The following is a 21,823-nucleotide window of genomic DNA, read 5'->3' as shown; positions in this document are numbered from 1 at the left end:
GACATACCCGTGCCACACTCACTGTTATAGAACTCTCTCAAGAGTTATAGAACGATGGGAGACTGGCATGCGAAACGTGCCGCCGTGGCGTGAGCCGGCCCCGCCGGGCGGGACGATGGGCGAACCCCGGACGCGGGGCCGATTCGGCGAGTACGGCGGACGGTACGCCCCGGAGTCCCTGGTGGAGGCGTGCCGCGAGGTGGACGAGGCGTTCCGGGATGCCTGGGCGGATCCGGGGTTCCGCGGCGCCCTCGCGCGGCTGCTCGCCGTGCACGCCGGGCGGCCTACCCCGCTCACACCGGCCGACCGGCTGTCGGAGGCGCTGGGCGTGCGGCTGTGCCTCAAGCGCGAGGATCTCACCCACACCGGGTCCCACAAGATCAACAACGTGCTGGGCCAGGCCCTGCTGGCCACCCGCATGGGCCGGCGGAGACTGATCGCCGAGACGGGGGCGGGCCAGCACGGGGTGGCCACCGCGACCGCCGCCGCGCTGCTCGGGCTGGAGGCCACGGTGTTCATGGGCGAGCGCGACATCGAGCGGCAGGCGCTGAACGTCTTCCGCATGCGCATGCTGGGCGCCGAGGTGGTCCCGGTCACCGCGGGCAGTCGTACTCTCAAGGACGCGACCAGCGAGGCCATGCGGCACTGGGTGGGCGCGACCGGCGACTCCCACTACTGCATCGGCTCGGTCGTCGGGCCCGATCCGTACCCGTGGATGGTCAGGGAGTTCCAGCGGATCATCGGCGACGAGGCCCGCGCGCAGTGCGCCGCCGAGCTGCGGACCGGCGTGCCGGACTACGTGGTCGCATGCGTCGGCGGCGGCTCCAACGCGGCCGGCACGTTCGCCGGGTTCGCCGACACCCGGGCGCTCCTGGTCGGGGTCGAGGCGGAGGGCGGCGCCGGGGCGTCCCGCGGCCGGCTCGGCGTCATGCACGGCTGCCGCTCGCTGTTCCTGCAGGACGACGACGGGCAGATCACCCAGGCGCACTCCATCGCCGCCGGGCTCGATTATCCGGGGGTCGGCCCGGAGCACGCTCACCTGCGTGACCTGGGCCGGGCCCGCTACGTCACGGTGAGCGACGAGGAGGCGGCCGCCGCGGCGGTGCGGCTGGCGCGCACCGAAGGCATCGTCCCGGCGCTCGAGTCGGCGCACGCCCTGGCCTGGGTGATCCGCGCGGCGGGCGACGGCGAGCTGCCCGCGGGATCGACGGTGCTGATGACGCTGTCGGGCCGCGGCGACAAGGACGTCTCGACCCTGAAGGAGCTGCTGTGACCGACCTCACCCTGGCCGCGGGCGCGGTCGAACGCCACCTGCGGGCCCGCCGGGACGCCGGCCGTGGCCTGCTCATGCCGTACGTCACAGGGGGGATCACGCCCGGCTGGACGGATTACCTGCGGGCGTTCGCCGCCGCGGGGGCGGACGCGATCGAGGTCGGCCTGCCCTTCTCCGACCCCACGCTGGACGGCGTCACCATCCAGCGGGCGAGCGACACGGCGCTGGCCCGGGGGGCGAGCACCCGCCGGATCCTCGCCGACCTGTCCGGCGTGCCGGACCTGGGCGTGCCGCTCGTCGCCAGCACCTACTACAACCTCGTACTGCACGACGGCCCCGAGGCGTTCTGCGCCGCGTTGCGCGGGGCCGGCGTCGCCGGCCTGATCGTGCCCGACCTGCCGGTGCACGAGGCGGACGAGCTGACGGACGTGGCCGCCGCCTCGGGGATCGAGCTGGTCCTGCTGGCGTCGCCGGCGACGCCGCAGCCGAGGCTGGCGGAGATCGCGGGCCGCAGTCGCGGCTTCGTCTACGCGGTGTCGGTGATGGGCACCACCGGTGAGCGGGCCGCCCTCGCCGCCTCGGCGGCGGAGCTCACCGAGCGGATCAGGCGCGTCTCGGACCGGCCGGTCTTGCTAGGATTCGGCATTTCCACCCCGGACCAGGCACGCGAAGCCCGCCGGCACGCCGACGGCGTCGTGGTGGGCGCCGCGGTCATGCGGCGGGTGCTCGACGGGGCCGGGCCGGACGATCTGCGGGCCTTCCTCGCACCCCTGCGGCAGGCCCTCGACCAGGAGTGTGACCGACCACGATGACCTCCGACGGGACCCCCGACGCCGGGCACGAGGCGAGATACCGCGCCATCGCCGCCGACCTCGCAGCGAAGATCCGGTCGGGACACTACGCCCCGGGGGAGGCGCTGCCGCCGCAACGCGAGCTGAGCGCCTCCTACGGGGTGACCCTCATGACGCTGCGCCAGGCGTTGCGGCAGCTCAGCGACGAGAGGTTGATCGTGCAGCAGCCCGGCAAGGGCACGTTCGTCGCCCCGCCCCATCTGGCGTACCAGCTCGACTCGCTCCGCAGCCTGGTCGACGACCTGCGTAAACAGGGCCACGAGGTGCGCACCGCGGTGGCCGGGCGGGCGGTGCGCCGGGCCCCCGCCCGGATCGTCGCGGAGTTGCGGCTGCGTCCCGGCGACACCGCCCTGCGGCTGGAGCGGGTCCGCGAGTTCGCGGGACGTCCCGCCGTGCACCAGGTGTCCTGGATCCGCCGGCCGGTGGCCGACCGGATCCGCGACCGCGACTTCACCGCCGTCTCCCTCTACACGGCCCTCGCCGACGCGGGGGTGACGGTCGCCCGGGCGTCCGAGGTGGTCCGGCCCGGTCTGCTCGACCCCGCCGCCGCCCGCCATCTCCACGAGCCGCCGGGCAGCCCGGTGCTCGTCAGCAGCCGGATCACCTACACGCTCGACGCCACGCCCGTGGTGTCCGACCACGCCACCATCCTCGGCAGCATGATGGAGATCCGCACCGAACGCGCCGCCACCGGCATCTCTCTCACCTGGGGCGCCGCCAACGGCTGATCTCGTACGGTATCGAGCGCGCCCTTCAGGCGCGGGCGCTACCGCAGCTGGTCGCGGCGGCGGGTGAGGTAGGCGGTCTCGCCGGTGTTGCCGGCCAGCTCGATGGCCCGGTCGTAGGCCGCGCGTGACTGCCGACTTCGGCCCAGCCGGCGCAGCAGGTCGGCGCGGGTGGCGTGGTAGGCGTGGTAGCCGGCCAAGACCTCATCGAGGCGGTCGACGATGGCCAGTGCCACCTCCGGCCCGTCGAGCTCGGCCACGGCGATGGCCCGGTTGAGGGCGATGATCGGCGAGGGGTCGAGGCGGACGAGCTGGTCGTAGAGGGCGAGGATCTGCGACCAGTCGGTGTCGCGTACGTCGCGGGCGGAGGTGTGCACGGCGTTGATCGCCGCGAGGATCTGGTAGCGGCCCGGAGCCACCCCCGCGGCGGCAGCGGCGAGGCGCTCTCGCACCAGCCGGTGACCCTCGGCGATCAGCGTCGCGTCCCAGGCCCCACGGTCCTGCTCGTCGAGGGCGACCAGTTCGCCGTTCGCCGAGACCCGGGCGGTGCGGCGGGCCTCGGTGAGCAGCATCAGCGCCAGCAGCCCGGCCACTTCTCCGTCGTCCGGCAGGAGAGCGCGGATCAGGCGGGTGAGCCGGATCGCCTCGGCGGTCAGCTCGTGCCGTACGGGATCGGTGCCGGGGCCGGTGGCCAGGTAGCCCTCGTTGAAGACGAGGTACAGGACGGCGAGGACGCCGGTGACGCGTGCCGGGAGATCCTCGGCGGCCGGGACGCGATAGGGGATGCGCGCCGCTTTGATCTTGGCCTTGGCACGGGTGATCCGCTGCCCCATGGCACTCTCGGCGGTCAGGAAGGCGCGGGCGATCTCGGGCACGGTCAGACCGCCGACCATGCGCAGCGTCAGCGCCACGCGGGTCTGCATCGCCAGCGCCGGGTGACAGCACGTGAAGATCAGCCGGAGCCGGTCGTCGTCGATGGCGCCGACAGGCTCGGGCGGGTCGTCGGCGTAGACCATCTGAGCCTCCTTGTGCTTGTCGTCGCGTCTGTTCTCGCGCCGGATCCGGTCGATGGCCTTGCGGCCGGCGGTGGTGGTCAGCCAGGCCCCGGGGTTGGGCGGCACGCCGTCGGCCGGCCACCGCTCGACGGCGGTCGCGAACGCCTCGGCGGCCGCCTCCTCGGCGACGTCGAGGTCACCGAAGCGCCTGGTCAGGCCGGCGACCACCCGGGCCCACTCCTCGTGATGGACCCGGGTGATCGCCTCGCGGACGTCGACGTCGTTCACAGGAACGGCCGCACCTCGATCTTCCGATCGCAGATCTTCGACGCCTCGGCGGCGAGCTTGAGTGCCACATCCAGATCGGGGGCCTCCCACACCCAGACGCCGGCGAGGTACTCCTTCGACTCCACGAAGGGCCCGTCGCTGAACACCGCCTCCCCGCCCCGGTTGTCGACGACGGTGGCCGTGCCGGTGTCCGCGAGTCCGCCCGCGAAAACCCAGTGGCCCTCCGCGATCAGTCGTTCGTTGAACGCGCTGATGGCAGGCTGCCTGTCCGTGCTGCCGGGATTGCTCTTGTCGTCGATCACAGAAACCAGGTACCGCATCTGAAGATCCTCCTATGGTGTCGAGACAGCGTGGTTCGGTGGTCGGGGGGATCAAGCCGTTGCATACTGCGGGCGCCCGGCCGGCCGGTAGGCCTGGATCGTCACGCCCTTCGAGTCGACCCGCGACTCGATCAGGTCGAGCGCGAGGTCCGGGCCGGCCTCCGGGAACAGTCTCGCGCCCTGACCGAGGATCACGGGGATCACGATCAGAGTCATCTCGTCGACCAGATCCTTCTCCAGCAGCCACCGGATCAGCGCGCCGCTGCCGTGCACCTGCAGCTCACCCCCGGGCCTGGCCTTCAGCTCACTGATCGCCGCCGCGAGGTCGCCGCCGTCGAGAACGGTCGTGTCCTCCCAGCGCGGCGCGGTGAGCGTGGTCGAGGCGACGTACTTGGGGGCCTCGTTCAAGGCCACCCCGATGGGATGTGCGCGCATCTGGTCGATCGATCCCCAGGAGCGCGCGAACAGCTCGTAGGTGCGCCGGCCGAACAGGAACGCCTCCGCGCGCTGGTAGGTCCTCGTGATGAACATCCTCGTCTCGTCGTCGCCCTTCCCCAGGGCCCATCCGCCGCGCTCGAATCCGTTCCTGCGGTCATCCGACGCGGCGCCGTTTCCCTGCATCACACCATCGACGGAGATCTGGGTCATGGTCGTCAGCTTCATGATCGCGTTCCTTCGCCTGGGCGCCGCCCCTTGTGGGCGGCCTCACCCCTGCTACGAACACCACCACCCCGATCCGACACCCTCTCCCGGACTTTTTCGACGAGCATTTTTCGATTGACTCAATAATCAATTGAATATAGACATGACTCCATGGAAAGTGAGACCAGGCGTCCGTATCGCATGGGCGCCCGGGCCGCGGCCGTGGAGGTCACGCGTACGCGCGTGATGCGGGCGGCGGCCGCGCTGTGGATGCGACGCTGGTACGACGACGTCACGCTGCAGCACATCGCCGACGAGGCGGGTGTGTCGGTGCAGACGATCGTCAACCACTTCGGCGGCAAGGACGGGCTGGCCGACGCCGTCGCCGACCTGGTGGCCTCGCAGACCGCGGTCACCCGGCAGGCGCCGACCGGCGACGTGGCGGCGATCGTGGCCGTGCTCTTCGAGGACTACGAGCAGCACGGCGACGCCAACGTGCTCTGGACCGCGCAGATCGACCGTGTCCCGGCGGCCGCCCGGGCGGCCGCGCACGCCCGCGTCCAGCATCGGGAGTGGCTGGAACGGGTCTTCGCCGACCGCCTCCCGCCTCCCGGCCCCGCCCGCGAGCACGCGCTGAACCTGCACTACGCCGCCACCGACCTCTACCTGTGGAAGCTGTGGCGGCGCGACCTCGGCCTGTCCCGTGAGGACGCCGAACGAGCCATGCGCGACCTGTTGACCTCGATAGACCCCCGGAAAAGCCATGATGCGTAAGAACTTCCTGTTCGCCACCTGGGCCGGCGGCGGAGCCGTGCCGCCCGTCCTGTCGGTCGCCCGCGCGCTGCGCGAACGCGGTCACGGCGTCCGGGTGCTGGCCGACAGGTCACTGCACGAGGAGATCCTCGCCGCCGGCCTGGAACCGATCGCCTGGACCACGGCGCCCCAGGGCGACGTCACCGACCCGGCCAAGGACGTCATCAGGGACTTCGAGGCCCGCACGCCGCTCGGCGCGTTCGCGCGGCTGAGAGATCGCATCGTCTGCGGTCCCGCGGCCGATTACGCGCGGGACACGCTGGCCGAGTTGCGCGCCCGCCCGGCCGACGTGCTGGTCACCGAGCACATGCTGCTCGGCGCGCTCATCGGCGGCGAGACCGCCGGAATCCCCGTGGCCTCGCTGGTGACGACCCTTTACCCGCTTCCCACTCCGGGGGCGCCCCCGCCCGGTCCGGGCCTCGCTCCCGCTCCGGGCGCGCTGGGGCGCCTGCGCGATCGGGTGCTGACACGGCTGGTCCTCAAACCGTGGAGGAAGGGACTGCCCGCGTTGAACGCCGCCCGCACCGCGCACGGCCTGCCGCCGGTGGACTCGGTGATCGACGCGTTCGACCGCGCCGACCTCGTGCTCGTGCTGTCCCCGCGCGCGCTCGACCACCCCGGCAGGCGGTTCCCCGACCGCCTGCGGCACGTCGGCCCACGGCTCGACGACCCGGCCTGGGCCGGCGAGTGCGAGCTGCCGGACGGTGACGCGCCGCTGGTCCTGGCCAGCCTGAGCTCGTCGTTCATGAACCAGCGCACGCAACTCGAGCGCATCGCCGAGGCCCTCGGCACGCTTCCGGTGCGCGGGCTGCTGACCACCGGCCCGGCCGTGGACCCGGCGACGGTCCGGGCGCCCGGCACCGTCCTGGTCACCGCGGCCGCGCCGCACACCATCGCGCTGCGCCACGCCGCGGTGACGGTCACGCACGCCGGTCACGGGACGGCCGTCAAGTCCCTGGCCGCCGGGGTCCCCCTGGTCTGCCTGCCGCTCGGACGGGACCAGCGCGAGGTGGCGCGGCATGTCGAACTCGCCGGCGCCGGGATCACCCTGAGCAGGAACACCTCGCCCCGCACGATCGCCCGGGCGGTCGGCCGTGTCCTCCGCGAGCCCTCCTTCCGGCGGGAGGCCCGACGACTGGCGGCCGCGATCGCCGCCGAGACGGCCACCGACCGGGCCGTCGCCGAACTCGAGTCCCTCGCCGCACGAGCGGCCGGCGGAGACGGGAACGCCCCCGGACGCAGTACGGCCGAAGCGCCCGGCCACCATCACGCGACGTAGCCGATCGCGCGTGCCTTCTCCCGGGGGCGTCACTTGGCGGCGAGGGGCAGGCGCAGGACGAGACGGGCCCCGTCACGGCGTTCGGCGGCGTACAGCCGGCCGCCGTGCTCCTGGGCGATCTCCCGGGCGATGGACAGGCCCAGCCCGGACCCGCCCGGATCCCGCAGCCGGGCCTCCTCCCGCCGATAACGGCGCTCGAAGACGCGTTCGCGGTCCTCCGGCGGGATGCCGGGGCCGTCGTCGAGGACCTCCAGGACGGCGTCGGGCGGGTCGGCGGCCACGACGACCTCGATCGTGGTGTTCGTGTGCCGCTCGGCGTTGGTCATCAGGTTGCCCAGCAGGCGGGCCAGGCGGATCGCCGACGCGCGCACGCGCACGTGCGGGTCGAGGCGGGTGAGGACGGCGACGCCCGGGGTACGGCGGTCGAGTTCTTCCGTGACGAACTCGGCGAGGTCGATCAGGCGGTCGTTCTCATGGGTCTCGGTGTCCAGCCGGGCCAGGTCGAGCAGGTCCGCCACGATGTCGTTGAGCCGTTCCGCGTCGCGCAGCAGTTTGCGCAACATCCGCTGCAGGTCGCAGCCGGGCTCGGACAGCGCGACCTCCAGCTCCGTCAGCAGGCCCGTGAGGGGGTTGCGCAGGTCGTGGGAGGCGTCGTAGACGAGCCGCCGCTGCCGCTCGATGGCCTCCCGCAGCGCCGAGGTCGTCTCGCGCTGCTCCCGGTGCGCCCGCCTGAGCTGGTCGTTGAGGGTCTGCAACTGCAGGGCCAGGGAGTCCGTCCTCTGCTCCTGCTCGCCGCCGACGCCGGAGCGCCGCAACGCGAGGACGAAGTCGGTGACCTCCTCGGTGGTGAGGACGATCCACCGGACCTCGCCGTGCGGGCCGGGAATGGGAGTGAGGACCGTGCTCCAGTAGCGCTCCTCGAACACTCCGGGCCGGTCCGCCACCTCGATGTCGTACCTCTGCAGCGGGATGAAGTCGCGCCGGCGGGTGGTCAGCACCTGTTCCAGGGAGGTGCGCAGCATCTGCGCTCCCTGCTGCTCGGAGTCCTCCGACTCCGCGGGATTGGGCGGGAAGGCGTCGAAGACGTTGCGGTTCAGGAACTCCTCGCGGCCGCGCCCGCTCACCTTCAGGAAGACGTCGTTCACGTCGACCATGACGAAATCGGGGGTCAGCACCGCGGCCGGGGCCTGACCGGCCCGGAACACCGCCCCGTAGTCGATTTCTGACCTCGTGCCCACGGTGCCTACCCGCACCAGTCTTCCAGCCCCCGCAGTCGGCATGACTCCCGGCCGCCCACGCCACGCGGCCGTGCACTCTCCCATGCCCGTGAGGACGCGCGTCAACGGGCGAGGGCGCCGCAGCGGTGACGGGAAAGCAGATGAACGGGCCCGCAGCCATCACGAGGACCGTCCATCGCCTCCGCCGACCGGCGTCCGGCCAGGCCGTGCCGTCCGTGCCATCCGTGCCATCCGTGCCATCCGTGCCGTCCCTGCCGTCCCTGCCGTCCCTGCCGTCCGGGCGACGGCGGCGGCCGCGACGGCGCAGACCACGGCGGGCACGATCAGCGCGTACGCCGCGCCCCCGTGCCCCCCGGGCAGGCCGAGGGTCATGAACGCGCCGGTCACGGCGACGCCGATCGTCGCGCCGCACTGCCGGGCCGCGTTCAGCAGCCCGCCGGCCGCACCGGCGGCGCCTTCGGGGGCCACGGTCACCACCAGGGTGGCCAGGGCGGGCAGTGCGAACGACACACCGAAGCCGGTGGCGACCAGCCCGGCCAGCAGGAACGGATAGGAGGCCCCGGCCCAGACGGCCGCGCCGAACGCGGCCCCGCCGGCCGTGAGCAGGCCGAGCCCCGCCAGCACCGGCGGCCGTGGTCCGGACCTGGCGACGATCCTGCCGGTCAGCAGCGGATTGACGGCGAAGGGCAGTGTCATGGGCAGGAGCGCGGCCCCGATGCCTCCCGGCGTCAGACCGAGCGCCTGCTGGAAGAGCAGCGGCAGCACGAACAGCACGCCGCTCATCGCGAAGTTGACCGCCGCGCCCGCCAGCAGCGCGGCCGGGATGCCGGGGACGCTCAGCACGGCGGGATCCAGGACCGGCGCCCGGCCGCGCCGCTCCCGTACGGCGAAGGCGCACACCGCGAGCGCCGTCGCGCCCGCCGACCAGGCGGCGTGGACGAGAGAGCGGGCGCCGAGCGCGATCAGCGTGTCGGTCAGCAGCGCCACCGCGGCGCAGGCCAGGATCTGGCCGGCCCAGTCGATACGCCGGTCGCCGCGCGGGCAGCCTACGGCGGGCGTGAGTGTGAGCGTGAGCGTGACGGCGGCGAGCGGCACATTGATCAGGAAGATCGCCCGCCAGCCCGCCAGGTCGGTGAGGGCCCCGCCGGCCACCGGACCGGCGACCAGCGCGGCGCCGCTGGTCGCCGCCCAGACGGCCACCGCCCTGGCCCGCTCGGTGGGCACCGGGTACAACCGGGCGATCATGGCCATCGATGCCGGGACGCAGCCCGCGGCGGCAAGGCCGAGCAGCGCCCGCAGCCCGACGAGCACCCACAGTGACGGCGCGAAGGCGCTCAGCAGGCTGCCCAGGCCGAAGGCGGCGACCGCCGCCCGGAAGACGCGGTGCGCGCCGTACCGGTCGGCCACCGACCCGGCGGTCAGCAGGGACGCGCCGAACACGAGGATGTAGCCGGTCACGGCCCACTGCAGCCCCGCGACACCCGCGCCGCCGAAGGAACGGGCGAGGCCGGGTTCGGCGACCGACAGCACGGTGGTGTCGAGCAGCACCATGAAATAGCCGAGTGCGATCCCGGTCAGCGCGCGGGCCCGGGCGGGCGCCGCCGGGGGAGAGGCAGTGATCGTCATGAGGATCTCCAGGAAAGTTAACAACCCGGGCCTCACTGTGGGGCCGGCCGCCGTGCGGCTCCACCGGCCCGGCCGCAGGCCGCGTTCGGAATAACCGAATGCTCCTGGCCGGTTCGCTCAGGCGTGGAACTGCGGCAGTTGCGCACCTTCGAGGCGGTCGTGACCCATCGGACGGTCACCGACGCGGCCGTCGCCCTGGATCTCGCGCCGTCGTCGGTGTCGGAGCAGATCAGGAGCCTGGAACGGGACCTCGGCGTCGTGCTGTTCGAGCGGGGTCCCCGGGGGATGCGCCCGACCGCGGCGGGTGAGCGCCTGCGCGGCTGGGCGCGCCGCCTGCTCGACCAGGCCGACCAGGCCCGGCGCGACGTCGCCGGGGCCCGCCCGGTGCTGCGGCTGGGCGCCCTGGAGACGATCGCGGCCGTGCACGTGCCCGCGGTTCTCGCCCGGCTGGCCGAGCGCCGCCCCGACCTCGTCGTGGAGGTGCGGTCGGACGGCGTCCGCGACCGCCTCCTGGAGGCGGTCGCCACCGCGGACCTCGACGCGGCGCTGCTTCTCGACATGGGAGACGACCTGGGCGGGCTCGGCTTCGCCGCGCCGGGCGCGCCGCTGGCCTTCCTCGACATCGATCCCGTGCCGCTCGCGCTGGTCGCCGCGCCGGAGCACCCGCTGGCCGCCGCCTCCCGGCTGCGCGGGGAGGACCTGTACGCCCAGCGGTTGCTGGTGAACGTGCCCGCCTGCTCCCTGTGGCTGGCGGGGGAGCGGCTGTTGGGCGACCGGGTGGAGCGGGTGCGGGCCGGCGGTGTGCCGGTCATGCGGGCGTGGGCCGAGCGTGGCCTCGGGATCACCCTGCTGCCGTGGTTCGCGGTCGCCGATCGGGTCGCCGCCGGCGCCCTCGCCCGGCTCGCGTTCGACGTGCCGGCTCTGCGCCTGCGCCTGGTGTGGCGGGCCGACCGCGAGGGCCTTCCCGGGATGCGCGAGATCCTGTACGCGAGCGCCGCCGCCGAGGCGGTCGGCGTCCCTCCGCCCGCCGATCAGGGCGCTGCGCCGCGGTGAGCCGGGCCGCCGCGGCGAGGCCGAGGGGGAGGTCGGGCAGGAACAGCCACGGCCAGGAGCCGAGGTGCAGGACGAGGCCGCCGAGGGCCGGGCCGGGCGCGGGCACTCACAACGTGCGCCTTTTGTCGCGGACTGCCGCCCTGCGGGACGCCGGCCAGGGGGTCATGGCCTGGTCAGTGGAATGAGCACCTCGTCGACGATGGAGGCGATCTCGCGGGAGTCCACGAGACCGCCCTCCCATGCCTGGAAGAGGATCAGGCGCGGCCCGACGGAGACAACGCGCGGGGTGAGACTGCCGGGTGGGGCTTCGCCGCGTTCGACCGCCTGGCGCAGGACGGCCAGCAGCACTTCCTGGTGCGGGCGGACCACCAGCCGGTGGACCTGCTCGAACAGCTCGGGATGGCGGTGGCGGTGGGCGATGAGCGGGAGCAGCGCGCGGCCGCGCGGCTCGTCGAGCGCCCGTACGAAGTGCTCGAGCAGGGCGATCAGGTCATCGCGCAGTGAGCCCGTGCCGGGCGGCGCCGGCGGGTCGCCGAAGCCGGTCGCTGGGTCGCTCAGCGCGGCGAGGACGAGTTCGGCCGGGGTGGACCAGCGCCGGTACAAGGCCGCTTTCCCGGTCCCGGCCGCGGAAGCGATCTTCTCGAACGTCAGCTCCTCGAAGCTGCTCCCGGCCAGTTCGTTGAGGACGGCCTGGAAGATCGCGGTGGTGAGGGCGTCTCCGCGGCGGCGGGTGGGACTCATGAGGACGGATATATCACGCACATCGTCGTGCTAGCCTCCGTTAGTGAACAAAGTTGTCTCTTATGTGCGGCGGGTGGCCCGTGTCCACTGACGGCAGAACGGCCTTACGCAATGTGCGGGTCTTCGACGGCGAGCGGCTCGGCGAGCCCCGTACCGTCGTCATCGACGGTGCGCTGATCGGCGACGATCCCGCAGGGGCGGAGGAGATCGACGCGGCGGGGGCGGCGCTGCTGCCCGGGCTGATCGACGCGCATGTCCACCTGCACGGCCCCGGGAACCTGGCCGCCCTGGCCGCCTGGGGAGTGACGACCGGACTCGACATGGCCTGCTGGCCGGCCGAGCGGGTGGCCTCGCTGCGCGAGACCGAGGGAGCGGCCGACTTCCGCACCGCCGGGCTGCCCGCGATCGGGCCGGGCGGCCACCACGCCCGCATGCCGGGAATGCCGCCGGAAGCCGTCATCCTGACGGCGGCCGATGCCCGGCGGCACGTCGAGGCGCGGGCGGCGGAGGGTGCCGACTACATCAAGGGCGTCGCCGAGGCCCCCGGCGAGGGCGGGCCGCCCGCGGACGCGCTGCGCGCGCTGGTGGAGGCGGCACGCGAGTACGGGCTCAAGACGATCGTGCACGCCGCCACTTCGGGCGCCTACACGATGGCCGTGGAGTCGGGAGCGGAGTTCGTCACGCACACGCCGATCGCCGGCGGGGTCCGGGCGCACGACGTGGCCGCGATGAGGAGCGCCGGCCAGAGGTCCATCCCGACGATCACCATGATGGAGGCGTTGCTCACCGCCTTCATGACATCCGGCCCGCCGCCTGGGCGGGCCGACCACCTGGGGGAGGTGCTGGGCGACGTCGGCCGTCTGCACCGGGCCGGTGTCGAGATCCTCGCCGGGACGGACGCGAACGCCGAGTCGTCCGCGCCGGTGCCCGTGCCCCACGGCGAGAGCCTGCATCACGAATTCGAGCTGATGGCGCGGGCCGGAATGACGCCGGTGGAGATCCTGCGCTCGGCGACCGTGCTGCCCGCCCGCGCCTTCGGCCTGGCCGACCGGGGCGCCGTCCGGCCGGGCATGCGGGCCGACCTGTTGCTGGTCGACGGCGACCCGACCCGGGACATCACGGCCACCCGCGAGATCCGCGCCGTCTGGTGCGCCGGTCACCCCGTCACTCCGGCCACGCCCGCGAAGCCAGAAACCTGAGCGGCTGCGCGAGCGGAGGTTCCCGCAACCGCGGCGGCGTCGCCAGGGCCGCGAAGATCCTCTTCCGTCAGGATCTGGGGCGGGTGCGAAGTCGCATGAGGACGGCTTGGGCCGCGGGGGGTGGGTTCGGGGTCGGAACATGGTGACGGCGGGCGTTCGGGCCTTCCCGGACGGTTACCGCAGGACGGGGACTGAACGGCGGACGATCCGGCACCCGCCGGGCGAGGTCCGCGTACGGCCTCGGGGGCGAGCTCGCGCAGCCTCGAGCCGGCGGCGTCCGTGCTCTCGCGCTCGACCGTCAGGAGGGCTGTACCTCGTCGAAGAGGGTGACGGCTTCGGCGGGGTCCGGGCTCACGAGGCGTTCCAGACCGGCCGTCGTGATCTCCGCCCATCTGCCGGCCCGTGCCCACATCCGTTCCTCGAAGGCGCGGACGGCCTCGTCCAGATCACCGGCGCCGGAGGCGGCGGCGACGGCCTCGGCGAGTTCGGCGCCATCCAGCATCGCGAGGTTGGCGCCCGCCCCCAATGGGGGCATCAGGTGGGCGGCGTCGCCCATCAGCGTCACCCCGGGGACGTGGGTCCAGGTGTGCGGCACGGGCAGGACGTAGAGGGGGCGGCGGACGAAGGCGGCGCCGTGGCGGAGGAGGTCGAGGACGGGAGCGGCCCAGCCGTCGAACAGAGCCAGCAGACCTGATCGCACGGCCTCGGCGTCGGCCATGTCCAGGCCCGCGTCCAGGCCCGCGTCCAGGCCCGCGTCCAGGTCCGTCTGCCGGTCCAGCGGGGCGCGGAAATACGCGTACACCTTGACGTGGCCGCCGCTGTTGCGCTGGGCGACGAGGTTGCGGTTCACGCCGTACACGGCCATGGCGCCGTCGCCGACCAGCCGGGCGAGGCCGGGGTGGCGGGTGTCGACGTCGTCCAGGGAGGTCTCGACCAAGGTGACGCCGGTGTAGTGCGGCGTCGCGGACGAGACCGCGGGGCGCACCCGGGACCAGGCGCCGTCCGCGCCGGCCACGAGGTCGAACGTCTCCTGCCGTCCGTCCGCGAAACGGACCAGCACGCCATCCCGGGTCCCCGGCACCACCTCCGCCACCCCCCGCCCCCACTGCACGTCCAGGGGGCCGAGCAGCAGGTCACGGAGCTGCCCGCGGTCGATCTCGGGATTGGCCCGGTCACCCGGACGGGCCGGCCAGTCGCGGAGGACGGTCCCGTCCGTATCCAGAATGCGCATGGCCTGCCCCTCGGGACGGGACAGGGCCTCGAACTCCGCCAGCAGCCCCGCCTTGTCCAGCGCGAGCTGGCCCAGCCTTTCGTGCAGGTCCAGCGAGCCGCCCGGGGGACGGGCGCCGGGGGCGGGATCGCGTTCGAGGACGGTGACGCGGTGACCGTGGCGGTGCAGGACCCGGGCGAAGGTGAGGCCGGCGGGGCCGCCTCCGACCACGGCGATACGATGTCTCATGTCGATACACCGTATTTTGTCGAGACGGCGTATTGCAACAGTACGATGTATCCATGACTGTGTGGGACCGGCCGGAGCCGCAGACTCGCCCCACGCCGCTCGACCGGAAGCAGTTGGTCGCAGCCGCCATCGCGCTGGCCGACGAGGGCGGGCTGGAGGCGGTGTCCCTGCGCAAGGTCGCCGCCCGGCTGGACGTCGGCCCGATGCGGCTGTACGGGTACATCTCCACCAAGGAGGAGCTGTTCGACCTCATGGTGGACGAGGTCTACGCCGAGATTCTCCCCGGGGAACAGCCCGGCGACTGGCGGAAGGCGCTGCACACCCTCGCCCACCGCACCAGGCGGGCCGCGCTCCGTCACGAATGGCTGGCCGACCTGCTCGGCGGCCGTCCGGCCCTGGGCCCGAACGCCCTCGCCGTGACCGAGGCCACGCTGGCCTCCTTCGACGGCGTCGCCGACGTGGAGACCGTCACGCGCGCCGTGGAGACCGTCAGCGCCTACTTCACCGGCGCGATCCGGCGCGAGATCGCGAACCTGCGGGCCGAGCGCGCCACTGGACTGTCCGACCGCGACTGGCAGCGCGCCTCCGGCCCGCATGTGATGCGGATGCTGGCCACGGGCCGCTTCCCGGCGCTGGCCAGATTCGTGCACGACGGCACGGAGGTGGACGCCGAGGTGTCGTTCGCGACCGGCCTGGACTGGGTCCTCGACGCCGTGGCCGCCAAACTCGCCCGGCCGGCGTGAATCCGGGACTTCCCGGTGGCATCGGCGGCGCCGCAGGCCAGGCGGCAGGTGTGGGCCGTCGGCACACCGGGTTGTCGGTGGCACGACGTACGCTGCTCGGGTGAGCAGCAGACCCGCCTCAGAGCAGCACCTGCGCGATCTCGCGCTGCTGCGCCGCGTCCGTGACCGGATCGACCGGGAGTACGACCGGCCGCTGAACGTCGAGGCACTCGCCCGCGGCGTCAACATGTCCGCCGGGCACCTCAGCCGGCAGTTCCGGCTCGCCTACGGAGAGTCGCCGTACGGGTATCTGATGACGCGGCGGATCGAGCGCGCGATGGCGCTGCTGCGCCGCGGCGACCTGAGCGTCACCGAGGTCTGCTTCGCGGTCGGCTGCTCGTCGCTGGGCACCTTCAGCACCCGCTTCACCGAGCTCGTCGGTGTGCCGCCCAGCACCTATCGGCGGCAGGCCGGGGGCGCGACGGCCGGGATGCCCTCATGCGTGACGAAAAAGGTGACCAGGCCGGTCAGAATTCGAGAAGCGCGGCTCGCCGAGCCGCAGCTAGCGTGACCGCCATGGACGTGACCATCCACTCGGCCTTCCTCCCGCACGACGACCCGGACGCGGCCCTGGCCTTCTACCGGGACGCTCTCGGCTTCGAGGTCCGGGGCGACGTCGGATACGGCGGGATGCGCTGGATCACGGTCGGCCCTCCCGGCCAGCCCGGCACGTCGATCGTCCTGCATCCGCCGGCCGCCGACCCCGGCGTCACCGACGAGGAGCGCCGCACCATCGCCGAGATGATGGCCAAGGGCACCTATGCCATGATCGTTCTGGCCGCCGGGGACCTCGACGGCGTCTTCGATCGGCTGCGGGCCCGCGGTGCCGAGGTCGTGCAGGAGCCGATGGAGCAGCCGTACGGGGTCCGTGACTGCGCCTTCCGCGATCCCGCCGGCAACATGATCCGCATCAGCGAATCGCGCTGAACCCGGCCACGCCGCACCGCGGGTTCCGCGGCTGCCCGCGCCGGCGAAGAGAACCAGACGTGCCGCCCGAAGCTGGCTGGATCGAGTCCGGCGACGCCGGCGGAGACCGCGAAGGCGGCCCCGCCTGAACACATGGAGAACACGATAAGCATGGCCACGAGGACGGACGCGCAGTCCCCTGAACTGCACGTCGCCGACACCCACGACCTGATTCGCGTGTACGGCGCGCGCGAGAACAACCTCAAGGACGTCAGCATCGAGATCCCGAAGCGCCGGCTGACGGTGTTCACCGGTGTCTCGGGCTCGGGCAAGAGCTCGCTGGTGTTCGCCACGATCGCCGCCGAATCGCAGCGGCTGATCAACGAGACCTACTCCGCGTTCGTGCAGGGCTTCATGCCGACGCTGTCGCGTCCCGAGGTCGACGTGCTCGACGGGCTGACGACCGCGATCGTCGTCGACCAGGAGCGGATGGGCCCCAACCCCCGCTCGACCGTCGGCACCGTCACCGACGCCAACGCGATGCTGCGCATCCTGTTCAGCCGGCTCGGCCGGCCGCACATCGGCTCGCCCCAGGCGTTCTCCTTCAACGTCGCCTCGATCAGCGGAGCGGGCGCGGTCAAACTCGAGCGCGGCGGCAAGACCGTGAAGGAGCGGCGGGAGTTCAAGATCACCGGCGGCATGTGCCCCCGCTGCGAGGGCATGGGCCGGACCTCCGACATCGACCTGTCCCAGCTCTACGACGACTCCAAGTCGCTCAACGAGGGCGCCCTGACGATCCCCGGCTACAGCGTCGACGGCTGGTACGGCCGCATCTTCAGCGGCTCCGGTTTCTTCGACCCGGACAAGCCGATCCGCGAGTTCACCAAGCAGGAGCTCCACGACCTGCTCCACAAGGAGCCGACCAAGATCAAGGTTGACAACATCAACCTCACCTACGAGGGCCTGATCCCGCGGATCCAGAAGTCGATGCTGTCCAAGGACAAGGAGGCGTTGCAGCCGCACGTCCGGGCGTTCGTGGAGCGGGCGGTCGCGTTCATGACCTGCCCCGAGTGCGGCGGCACCCGGCTCAACGAGGGCGCCCGGTCGTCCAAGATCAAGGGGATCAGCATCGCCGACGCCTGCGCGATGCAGATCAGCGACCTGGCCGTCTGGGTCCGCGGCCTCGACGAGCCGTCGGTCGCGCCGCTGCTGTCCACGTTGCGGCAGCTCCTCGACTCGTTCGTGGAGATCGGGCTGGGCTATCTGTCGCTCGACCGGGCGTCGGGCACGCTGTCGGGCGGCGAGGCGCAGCGCGTCAAGATGATCCGCCACCTCGGCTCATCGCTGACCGACGTCACCTACGTCTTCGACGAGCCCACGACGGGCCTGCACCCCCATGACATCCAGCGGATGAACGACCTGCTGCTCCGGCTGCGGGACAAGGGCAACACGGTGCTGGTCGTGGAGCACAAGCCGGAGATGATCGCCATCGCCGACCACGTCGTCGACCTCGGCCCCGGCGCAGGTACGGCGGGCGGCACCGTCTGCTTCGAGGGGACCGTCGAGGGCCTGCGGACCAGTGGCACCGTCACCGGGCGCCACTTCGACGATCGGGCCGCCCTGAAGAAGACGGTGCGCAAGCCCGGCGGCACGCTGCAGATCCGCGGCGCGACGGCCAACAACCTGCGCGACGTCGACGTCGACATCCCGCTCGGCGTGCTCGTCGTCGTCACCGGAGTCGCCGGGTCGGGCAAGAGCTCGCTCATCCACGGGTCGGTCCCCGCCGGCGCGGGGGTGGTATCGGTCGACCAGGGCGGGATCCGCGGCTCGCGGCGCAGCAACCCGGCGACGTACACCGGGCTGCTCGACCCGATCCGCAAGGCGTTCGCGAAGGCCAACGGCGTGAAGCCGGCGCTGTTCAGCGCCAACTCCGAGGGCGCCTGCCCCACCTGCAACGGCGCCGGCGTCGTCTACACCGACCTCGCGATGATGGCCGGCGTCTCCACCACCTGCGAGGAGTGCGAGGGGAAGCGGTTCCAGGCATCGGTGCTGGAGCACCGCCTCGGCGGGCGCGACATCAGCGAGGTGCTCGCGATGCCGGTGACCGAGGCCCAGGAGTTCTTCGGCGCCGGCGAGGCGCGCACACCGGCCGCGCGTGCCATCCTCGACCGGCTCGCCGACGTCGGGCTCGGCTACATCACCCTCGGCCAGCCGCTGACCACGCTGTCCGGCGGCGAGCGGCAGCGGCTCAAGCTGGCCACCCACATGGCCGACAAGGGCGGGATCTACGTCCTCGACGAGCCGACCGCCGGCCTTCACCTCGCCGACGTCGAGCAGTTGCTCGCGCTGCTGGACCGCCTGGTCGACGCCGGCAAGTCGGTCATCGTCATCGAGCACCACCAGGCGGTGATGGCGCACGCCGACTGGATCATCGACCTCGGCCCCGGCGCGGGTCACGACGGTGGCCGGATCGTCTTCGAGGGCACCCCGGCCGACCTCGTCGCCGCCCGCTCCACGCTCACCGGCGAGCACCTCGCGGCCTACGTCGGCGCCTGACCGGGGCCACGGGCGAGTGCCCGGGGGCGTCCAAGCGCCGATATGTCGAAGCGCGCCGGGGTCACCGGCGCGCTTCGCAGGTCGGGGCGTCAGCCGTCAGGAGGCGGCAGCAGCCGCGGTGGCGGCTTCGCCCGGGTACATCGGGTAGCCGTACCCCACCACCTGCCAGGTGGGACGGGTGCGGGCCTCGACGGCGCCGTTGCCGGTGTTGCCCTCGATGGTCCGGATGGTGCCGTCGCCGTTGTCCTTGACGACGAGGCCGACGTGCACGATGTCGTCGATGTCCTCGCTGCCGTTCCAGTTGAAGAACACCACCGCGCCCGGCTTGGGCGTGCGGCCCCAGCGGCCGTGGTCGGCGAACCAGTGGGCGTGCTCGACGGTGTAGGCGTCGGAGCCCATGACCGGCCCGATGCCGAGCTGGTGGCCGACCCAGGAGACGAACATGTCACACCAGGGCGCGTTCAGGTAAGCCTTCAGGGTGCCGCCGTCGCGGGCGAGGGTCTCCCGGGCACGGGCCGTGGACATGTACCACTGCTGGAACTTCGTCCCGCCGCCGTAGGCGTTCTCGCTGATCCCGACCTGGCTCTTGGCCAGGCTCAGCACGTCGGCGGCGCTGACCTTGGGCAGGGTCTTGGCGATCTCGGCCATGGACTGCGTGGCCGCCGGGCCCTTGCCGCTGGCAGGGTTGTCGGCGTGCGCGGCCGGTGCCGCGACCAGCACGGCCGAGGCGAGAGCGGTGCTCGCGAGGGCAGCGCGGATACAGGTGTTGAGGACGTGCATGGTGGGGCGGACTCCCTTACTTCCATGCCGCCTACCGGGTTAGCTGACGGGTTCGGGCTGGAAGGCGCCCTACGGCAGGCATGCCGATTCACCCCAGGAGAGGTGGGTCCCCGGCTCCGCGCGGACGCGGACTCGGCGGCCGGGCGGCAAGCCGGGATCGGCCGGCCGCGTCGGTCTGAGGAGGGCTTCTTGACCATTGAATGAGCAAGTGCGCCCTGAGCTGCCTAAAAGGTAATAGACCAGGTCAAACCGGTCAAGTTAGAACAACTCGGATTTTACTCGCGAGTAGGGAGAGACCGGGCGACGGTGGGTACGGCACCCAGGATGTGATCACCCCTGGCCCGGCCCGGGCAGGCGTACGGTCACCGCCAGGCCGCCCGCCGGCCGGGCGAGCGCCTCCGCCGTGCCGCCGTGCGCCACCGCGATGGCCCGGACGATCGACAGGCCCAGCCCCGCCCCCCGGGCGGAGCGGACGCGGTCGCCGCCGAGCCGGCGGAACGGCTCGAACAGGTCGTCCACCTCGTACGGCGGGACCAGGGGCCCGGTGTTCTCCACCGTCACGCTCACCCCGGTCTCGTCCTCCCGCAGCCGGACCCAGACCTCCCCGTCCCGTACGTTGTACTTGATCGCGTTCTCCAGCAGGTTGACCAGGCAGCGCTCCAGGAGGAGCGGGTCGCCGTGCGCGACCGCCCGGCGCAGGTCCTCGTGGACGACCACCTTCCCGCGGCGCGGCTGCAGGTCGATCTGCTCCATGGCCGTACGGACGACCTGCCCCAGGTCGACCGGGCGGCGGGCGGTGAGCTCCTGCTCCGACTGGGCCAGCATGAGCAGGCCCTCGATCAGCCGCTCATGCCTGGCGTTGGCGCCGAGCAGCGCCCGGGCCAGCGCCTTGAGGTCCTCCGACGCCGCCGGCTCCTCCAGCGACACCTCCAGCACCGTACGGTTGACCGCGAGCGGGGTGCGCAGCTCGTGGGAGGCGTTGGCGATGAACCGGCGCTGGGCGTCGAACACCCGGTGCAGCCGGTCGAGCATCGCGTCGAAGGTGTCGGCGAGCCGTTTGACCTCGTCCTGGGGGCCGCTCAGCGCGATCCGCTCGTGCAGCGTGCTCTCCGACAGCCGCTGCGCGGTCTCGGTCACCCGCTCGAGCGGGCGCAGCGCGCGATCGGCCACCAGGTATCCCAGCAGCACCGCGACGGCCCCGACAAGGACCATGACGATCATCGACGACCCGAGGACGTCGCTCAGCACGCCGGCCGCCCCCTGCTCGACATCGGTGCGCACCCGCTGCGCGAGCATGTCGGCGCCGGGCAGCGTGCCCCCCGGGACGGCGCCGGGGGCGCCCCCGCCGGTGACCTTCGACGCCACCGCCACCACGAACCGCTGGTTGAGCGCGCGGGCCGTCAGCAGGTGGGTGAACCACAGCAGCACCGACCCCGCCACGAAGAACAGCCCGCCGTACAGCAGGGCGAGCCGCATGCGCAGGCCCAGCCTGCCCCAGAAGAACAGGGCACGGGTCACAGCCGGTACCCCCGGCCCGGCACGTTCTCGATCACAGCAGGGCCGCCCAGCTTGCGGCGCAGCGAGGTGATCGTGACGCGCAGCACGCCCGTCCCGGCCTCGGAGTGCTCGTCCCACACGTTCGCGCGCAGCCGTGCCGAGGTGACCAGGTCGCCGCCCGCCCGCATGAGCTCGTGCAGCACGTCGAACTCCCTGCGGCCCAGCGCCACCTGACGCCCGTCCCGCACGACCGTACGGCGGGCGGGGTCGAGCCGGATCCCGGCCCGCTCCAGCACGGGCGGCGCCGCACGGGACGAGCGCCGGGCCAGCGCCCGGATCCGGGCCACCAGTTCGGCGAACGCGAACGGCTTGACCAGGTAGTCGTCGGCGCCCAGAGACAGGCCCCCGACCCGGTCCCTGACCCGCCCGGCCGCGGTCAGCATGAGGATGCGGCTCGCCCCGCCCGCGCCGATCAGCTCCCGGCAGACCTCGTCCCCGTGCACGTCGGGCAGGTCGCGGTCCAGCACGACCACGTCGTAGTCGACGTAGGAGGTCAGCTCCAGCGCCTCCCGGCCGTCGTAGGCCACGTCCACGGCGATCGCGTGCAGCCGCAGCCCCCGGGCGACGGCGTCGGCCAGCTGTTCCTCGTCCTCGACCACGAGCACCCGCATCCCAACCTCCCGCTCGGCTACGAGAGTGACGCAGGAGGTGTTAGCCGTGGATAAGCCCGGACCCGCCGATCTCGCTTATCCGCGTTTAGCACCGCCTCCGCTGGAGTTGGGCCGCGTCCCGGGCGAAGG

Annotated in this window: 21 protein-coding genes and 1 riboswitch; of the genes, 11 read left to right on the top strand and 10 right to left on the bottom strand. The window is 72.7% G+C overall.

Annotation, left to right across the window (positions count from 1 at the left end):
* Positions 1–67: 67 nt before the first annotated feature.
* Genes trpB through AAH991_RS17200 form a run of 3 tightly spaced genes read left to right on the top strand, consistent with a single transcriptional unit; the run spans position 68 to position 2,852 of the window.
* Positions 68–1,273, top strand: coding sequence for a tryptophan synthase subunit beta (trpB, locus tag AAH991_RS17210; RefSeq protein WP_428833996.1), 1,206 nt, complete (start codon positions 68–70; stop codon positions 1,271–1,273).
* Positions 1,270–2,085 carry a tryptophan synthase subunit alpha gene (gene trpA / locus AAH991_RS17205; RefSeq protein WP_346226839.1) on the top strand — a complete coding sequence of 272 codons (816 nt, stop codon included), beginning with the start codon at positions 1,270–1,272 and terminating at the stop codon, positions 2,083–2,085. Before trpB ends, trpA begins: the two co-directional genes overlap by 4 nt.
* Complete coding sequence (locus tag AAH991_RS17200; RefSeq protein ID WP_346226838.1) at positions 2,082–2,852, top strand: GntR family transcriptional regulator; 771 nt, start codon at positions 2,082–2,084, stop codon at positions 2,850–2,852. Before trpA ends, AAH991_RS17200 begins: the two co-directional genes overlap by 4 nt.
* A 38-nt stretch (positions 2,853–2,890) precedes the next feature.
* On the opposite strand, the gene AAH991_RS17195 is transcribed toward AAH991_RS17200, so the two are convergent.
* Genes AAH991_RS17195 through AAH991_RS17185 form a run of 3 tightly spaced genes read right to left on the bottom strand, consistent with a single transcriptional unit; the run spans position 2,891 to position 5,115 of the window.
* Positions 2,891–4,132, bottom strand: a complete 1,242-nt coding sequence (locus tag AAH991_RS17195) for an RNA polymerase sigma factor (protein ID WP_346226837.1) — start codon at positions 4,130–4,132, stop codon at positions 2,891–2,893.
* A complete protein-coding gene (locus AAH991_RS17190) occupies positions 4,129–4,452 on the bottom strand; it encodes a YciI family protein (protein WP_346226836.1) in 324 nt (107 codons plus the stop codon). The genes AAH991_RS17195 and AAH991_RS17190 overlap by 4 nt, the downstream gene beginning before the upstream one ends.
* Before the next feature lie 51 nt (positions 4,453–4,503).
* Complete coding sequence (locus AAH991_RS17185) at positions 4,504–5,115, bottom strand: dihydrofolate reductase family protein (protein WP_346226835.1); 612 nt, start codon at positions 5,113–5,115, stop codon at positions 4,504–4,506.
* Positions 5,116–5,265: 150 nt separating this feature from the next.
* On the opposite strand from AAH991_RS17185, the gene AAH991_RS17180 reads away from it, so the two are divergent.
* Positions 5,266–5,868: a TetR/AcrR family transcriptional regulator gene (locus AAH991_RS17180; RefSeq protein WP_346226834.1), complete on the top strand. Its 603-nt coding sequence runs from the start codon at positions 5,266–5,268 to the stop codon at positions 5,866–5,868.
* A complete protein-coding gene (locus AAH991_RS17175) occupies positions 5,858–7,186 on the top strand; it encodes a glycosyltransferase (protein WP_346226833.1) in 1,329 nt (442 codons plus the stop codon). Before AAH991_RS17180 ends, AAH991_RS17175 begins: the two co-directional genes overlap by 11 nt.
* 29 nt (positions 7,187–7,215) lie before the next feature.
* On the opposite strand, the gene AAH991_RS17170 is transcribed toward AAH991_RS17175, so the two are convergent.
* Positions 7,216–8,439 (bottom strand): PAS domain-containing sensor histidine kinase, encoded by a 1,224-nt coding sequence (locus AAH991_RS17170; protein WP_346226832.1) that lies wholly within the window; start codon positions 8,437–8,439, stop codon positions 7,216–7,218.
* 144 nt (positions 8,440–8,583) lie between these two features.
* Entirely contained in the window at positions 8,584–10,050 is a 1,467-nt protein-coding gene (locus AAH991_RS17165) for an MFS transporter (protein ID WP_346226831.1), read from the bottom strand.
* Positions 10,051–10,173: 123 nt separating this feature from the next.
* Between AAH991_RS17165 and AAH991_RS17160 the strand changes: the two genes are divergently transcribed.
* Positions 10,174–11,103 carry a LysR family transcriptional regulator gene (locus AAH991_RS17160; protein WP_346226830.1) on the top strand — a complete coding sequence of 310 codons (930 nt, stop codon included), beginning with the start codon at positions 10,174–10,176 and terminating at the stop codon, positions 11,101–11,103.
* 162 nt (positions 11,104–11,265) lie between these two features.
* On the opposite strand, the gene AAH991_RS17155 is transcribed toward AAH991_RS17160, so the two are convergent.
* Positions 11,266–11,844: a TetR/AcrR family transcriptional regulator gene (locus tag AAH991_RS17155; RefSeq protein WP_346226829.1), complete on the bottom strand. Its 579-nt coding sequence runs from the start codon at positions 11,842–11,844 to the stop codon at positions 11,266–11,268.
* 113 nt (positions 11,845–11,957) lie between these two features.
* On the opposite strand from AAH991_RS17155, the gene AAH991_RS17150 reads away from it, so the two are divergent.
* Positions 11,958–13,043, top strand: a complete 1,086-nt coding sequence (locus AAH991_RS17150; RefSeq protein ID WP_346226828.1) for an amidohydrolase family protein — start codon at positions 11,958–11,960, stop codon at positions 13,041–13,043.
* 298 nt (positions 13,044–13,341) lie between these two features.
* Here the strand turns inward: AAH991_RS17150 and AAH991_RS17145 are convergent, their stop codons facing one another.
* On the bottom strand, positions 13,342–14,535 hold the full coding sequence (locus AAH991_RS17145; RefSeq protein WP_346226846.1) for an FAD-dependent oxidoreductase: 1,194 nt from the start codon (positions 14,533–14,535) through the stop codon (positions 13,342–13,344).
* Between the two features lie 20 nt (positions 14,536–14,555).
* Here AAH991_RS17145 and AAH991_RS17140 point away from each other — a divergent pair, with 20 nt between their 5' ends.
* The 4 genes from AAH991_RS17140 to AAH991_RS17125 all read left to right on the top strand — a co-directional run bounded on the left by AAH991_RS17140 (position 14,556) and on the right by AAH991_RS17125 (position 18,746).
* Positions 14,556–15,245, top strand: coding sequence for a TetR/AcrR family transcriptional regulator (locus tag AAH991_RS17140; RefSeq protein WP_346226827.1), 690 nt, complete (start codon positions 14,556–14,558; stop codon positions 15,243–15,245).
* Positions 15,246–15,345: 100 nt separating this feature from the next.
* A complete protein-coding gene (locus AAH991_RS17135; protein WP_346226826.1) occupies positions 15,346–15,795 on the top strand; it encodes a helix-turn-helix transcriptional regulator in 450 nt (149 codons plus the stop codon).
* Positions 15,796–15,800: 5 nt separating this feature from the next.
* Complete coding sequence (locus tag AAH991_RS17130) at positions 15,801–16,211, top strand: VOC family protein (RefSeq protein ID WP_346226825.1); 411 nt, start codon at positions 15,801–15,803, stop codon at positions 16,209–16,211.
* A gap of 150 nt (positions 16,212–16,361) precedes the next feature.
* Positions 16,362–18,746, top strand: a complete 2,385-nt coding sequence (locus AAH991_RS17125) for an ATP-binding cassette domain-containing protein (RefSeq protein WP_346226824.1) — start codon at positions 16,362–16,364, stop codon at positions 18,744–18,746.
* A 96-nt stretch (positions 18,747–18,842) separates the two neighbouring features.
* Here AAH991_RS17125 and AAH991_RS17120 read toward each other — a convergent pair whose 3' ends face one another.
* From AAH991_RS17120 to AAH991_RS17110, 3 genes are all read right to left on the bottom strand, one after another.
* Complete coding sequence (locus tag AAH991_RS17120) at positions 18,843–19,526, bottom strand: CHAP domain-containing protein (protein WP_346226823.1); 684 nt, start codon at positions 19,524–19,526, stop codon at positions 18,843–18,845.
* Between the two features lie 14 nt (positions 19,527–19,540).
* Positions 19,541–19,674, bottom strand: a riboswitch (cyclic di-AMP (ydaO/yuaA leader).
* 182 nt (positions 19,675–19,856) lie between these two features.
* Positions 19,857–21,044, bottom strand: a complete 1,188-nt coding sequence (locus AAH991_RS17115) for a sensor histidine kinase (RefSeq protein WP_346226822.1) — start codon at positions 21,042–21,044, stop codon at positions 19,857–19,859.
* The gene (locus AAH991_RS17110; RefSeq protein ID WP_346226821.1) at positions 21,041–21,694 is read right to left on the bottom strand and encodes a response regulator transcription factor; all 654 of its coding nucleotides are present in this window, start codon (positions 21,692–21,694) and stop codon (positions 21,041–21,043) included. Before AAH991_RS17110 ends, AAH991_RS17115 begins: the two co-directional genes overlap by 4 nt.
* Positions 21,695–21,823 lie beyond the last annotated feature (129 nt).

Source organism: Microbispora sp. ZYX-F-249, from assembly GCF_039649665.1.
Classification (GTDB): Bacteria; Actinomycetota; Actinomycetes; order Streptosporangiales; family Streptosporangiaceae; genus Microbispora; species Microbispora maris.
Note: the sequence above shows the minus strand (reverse complement) of the source record. Positions and strands in the feature narration are given on the sequence as shown.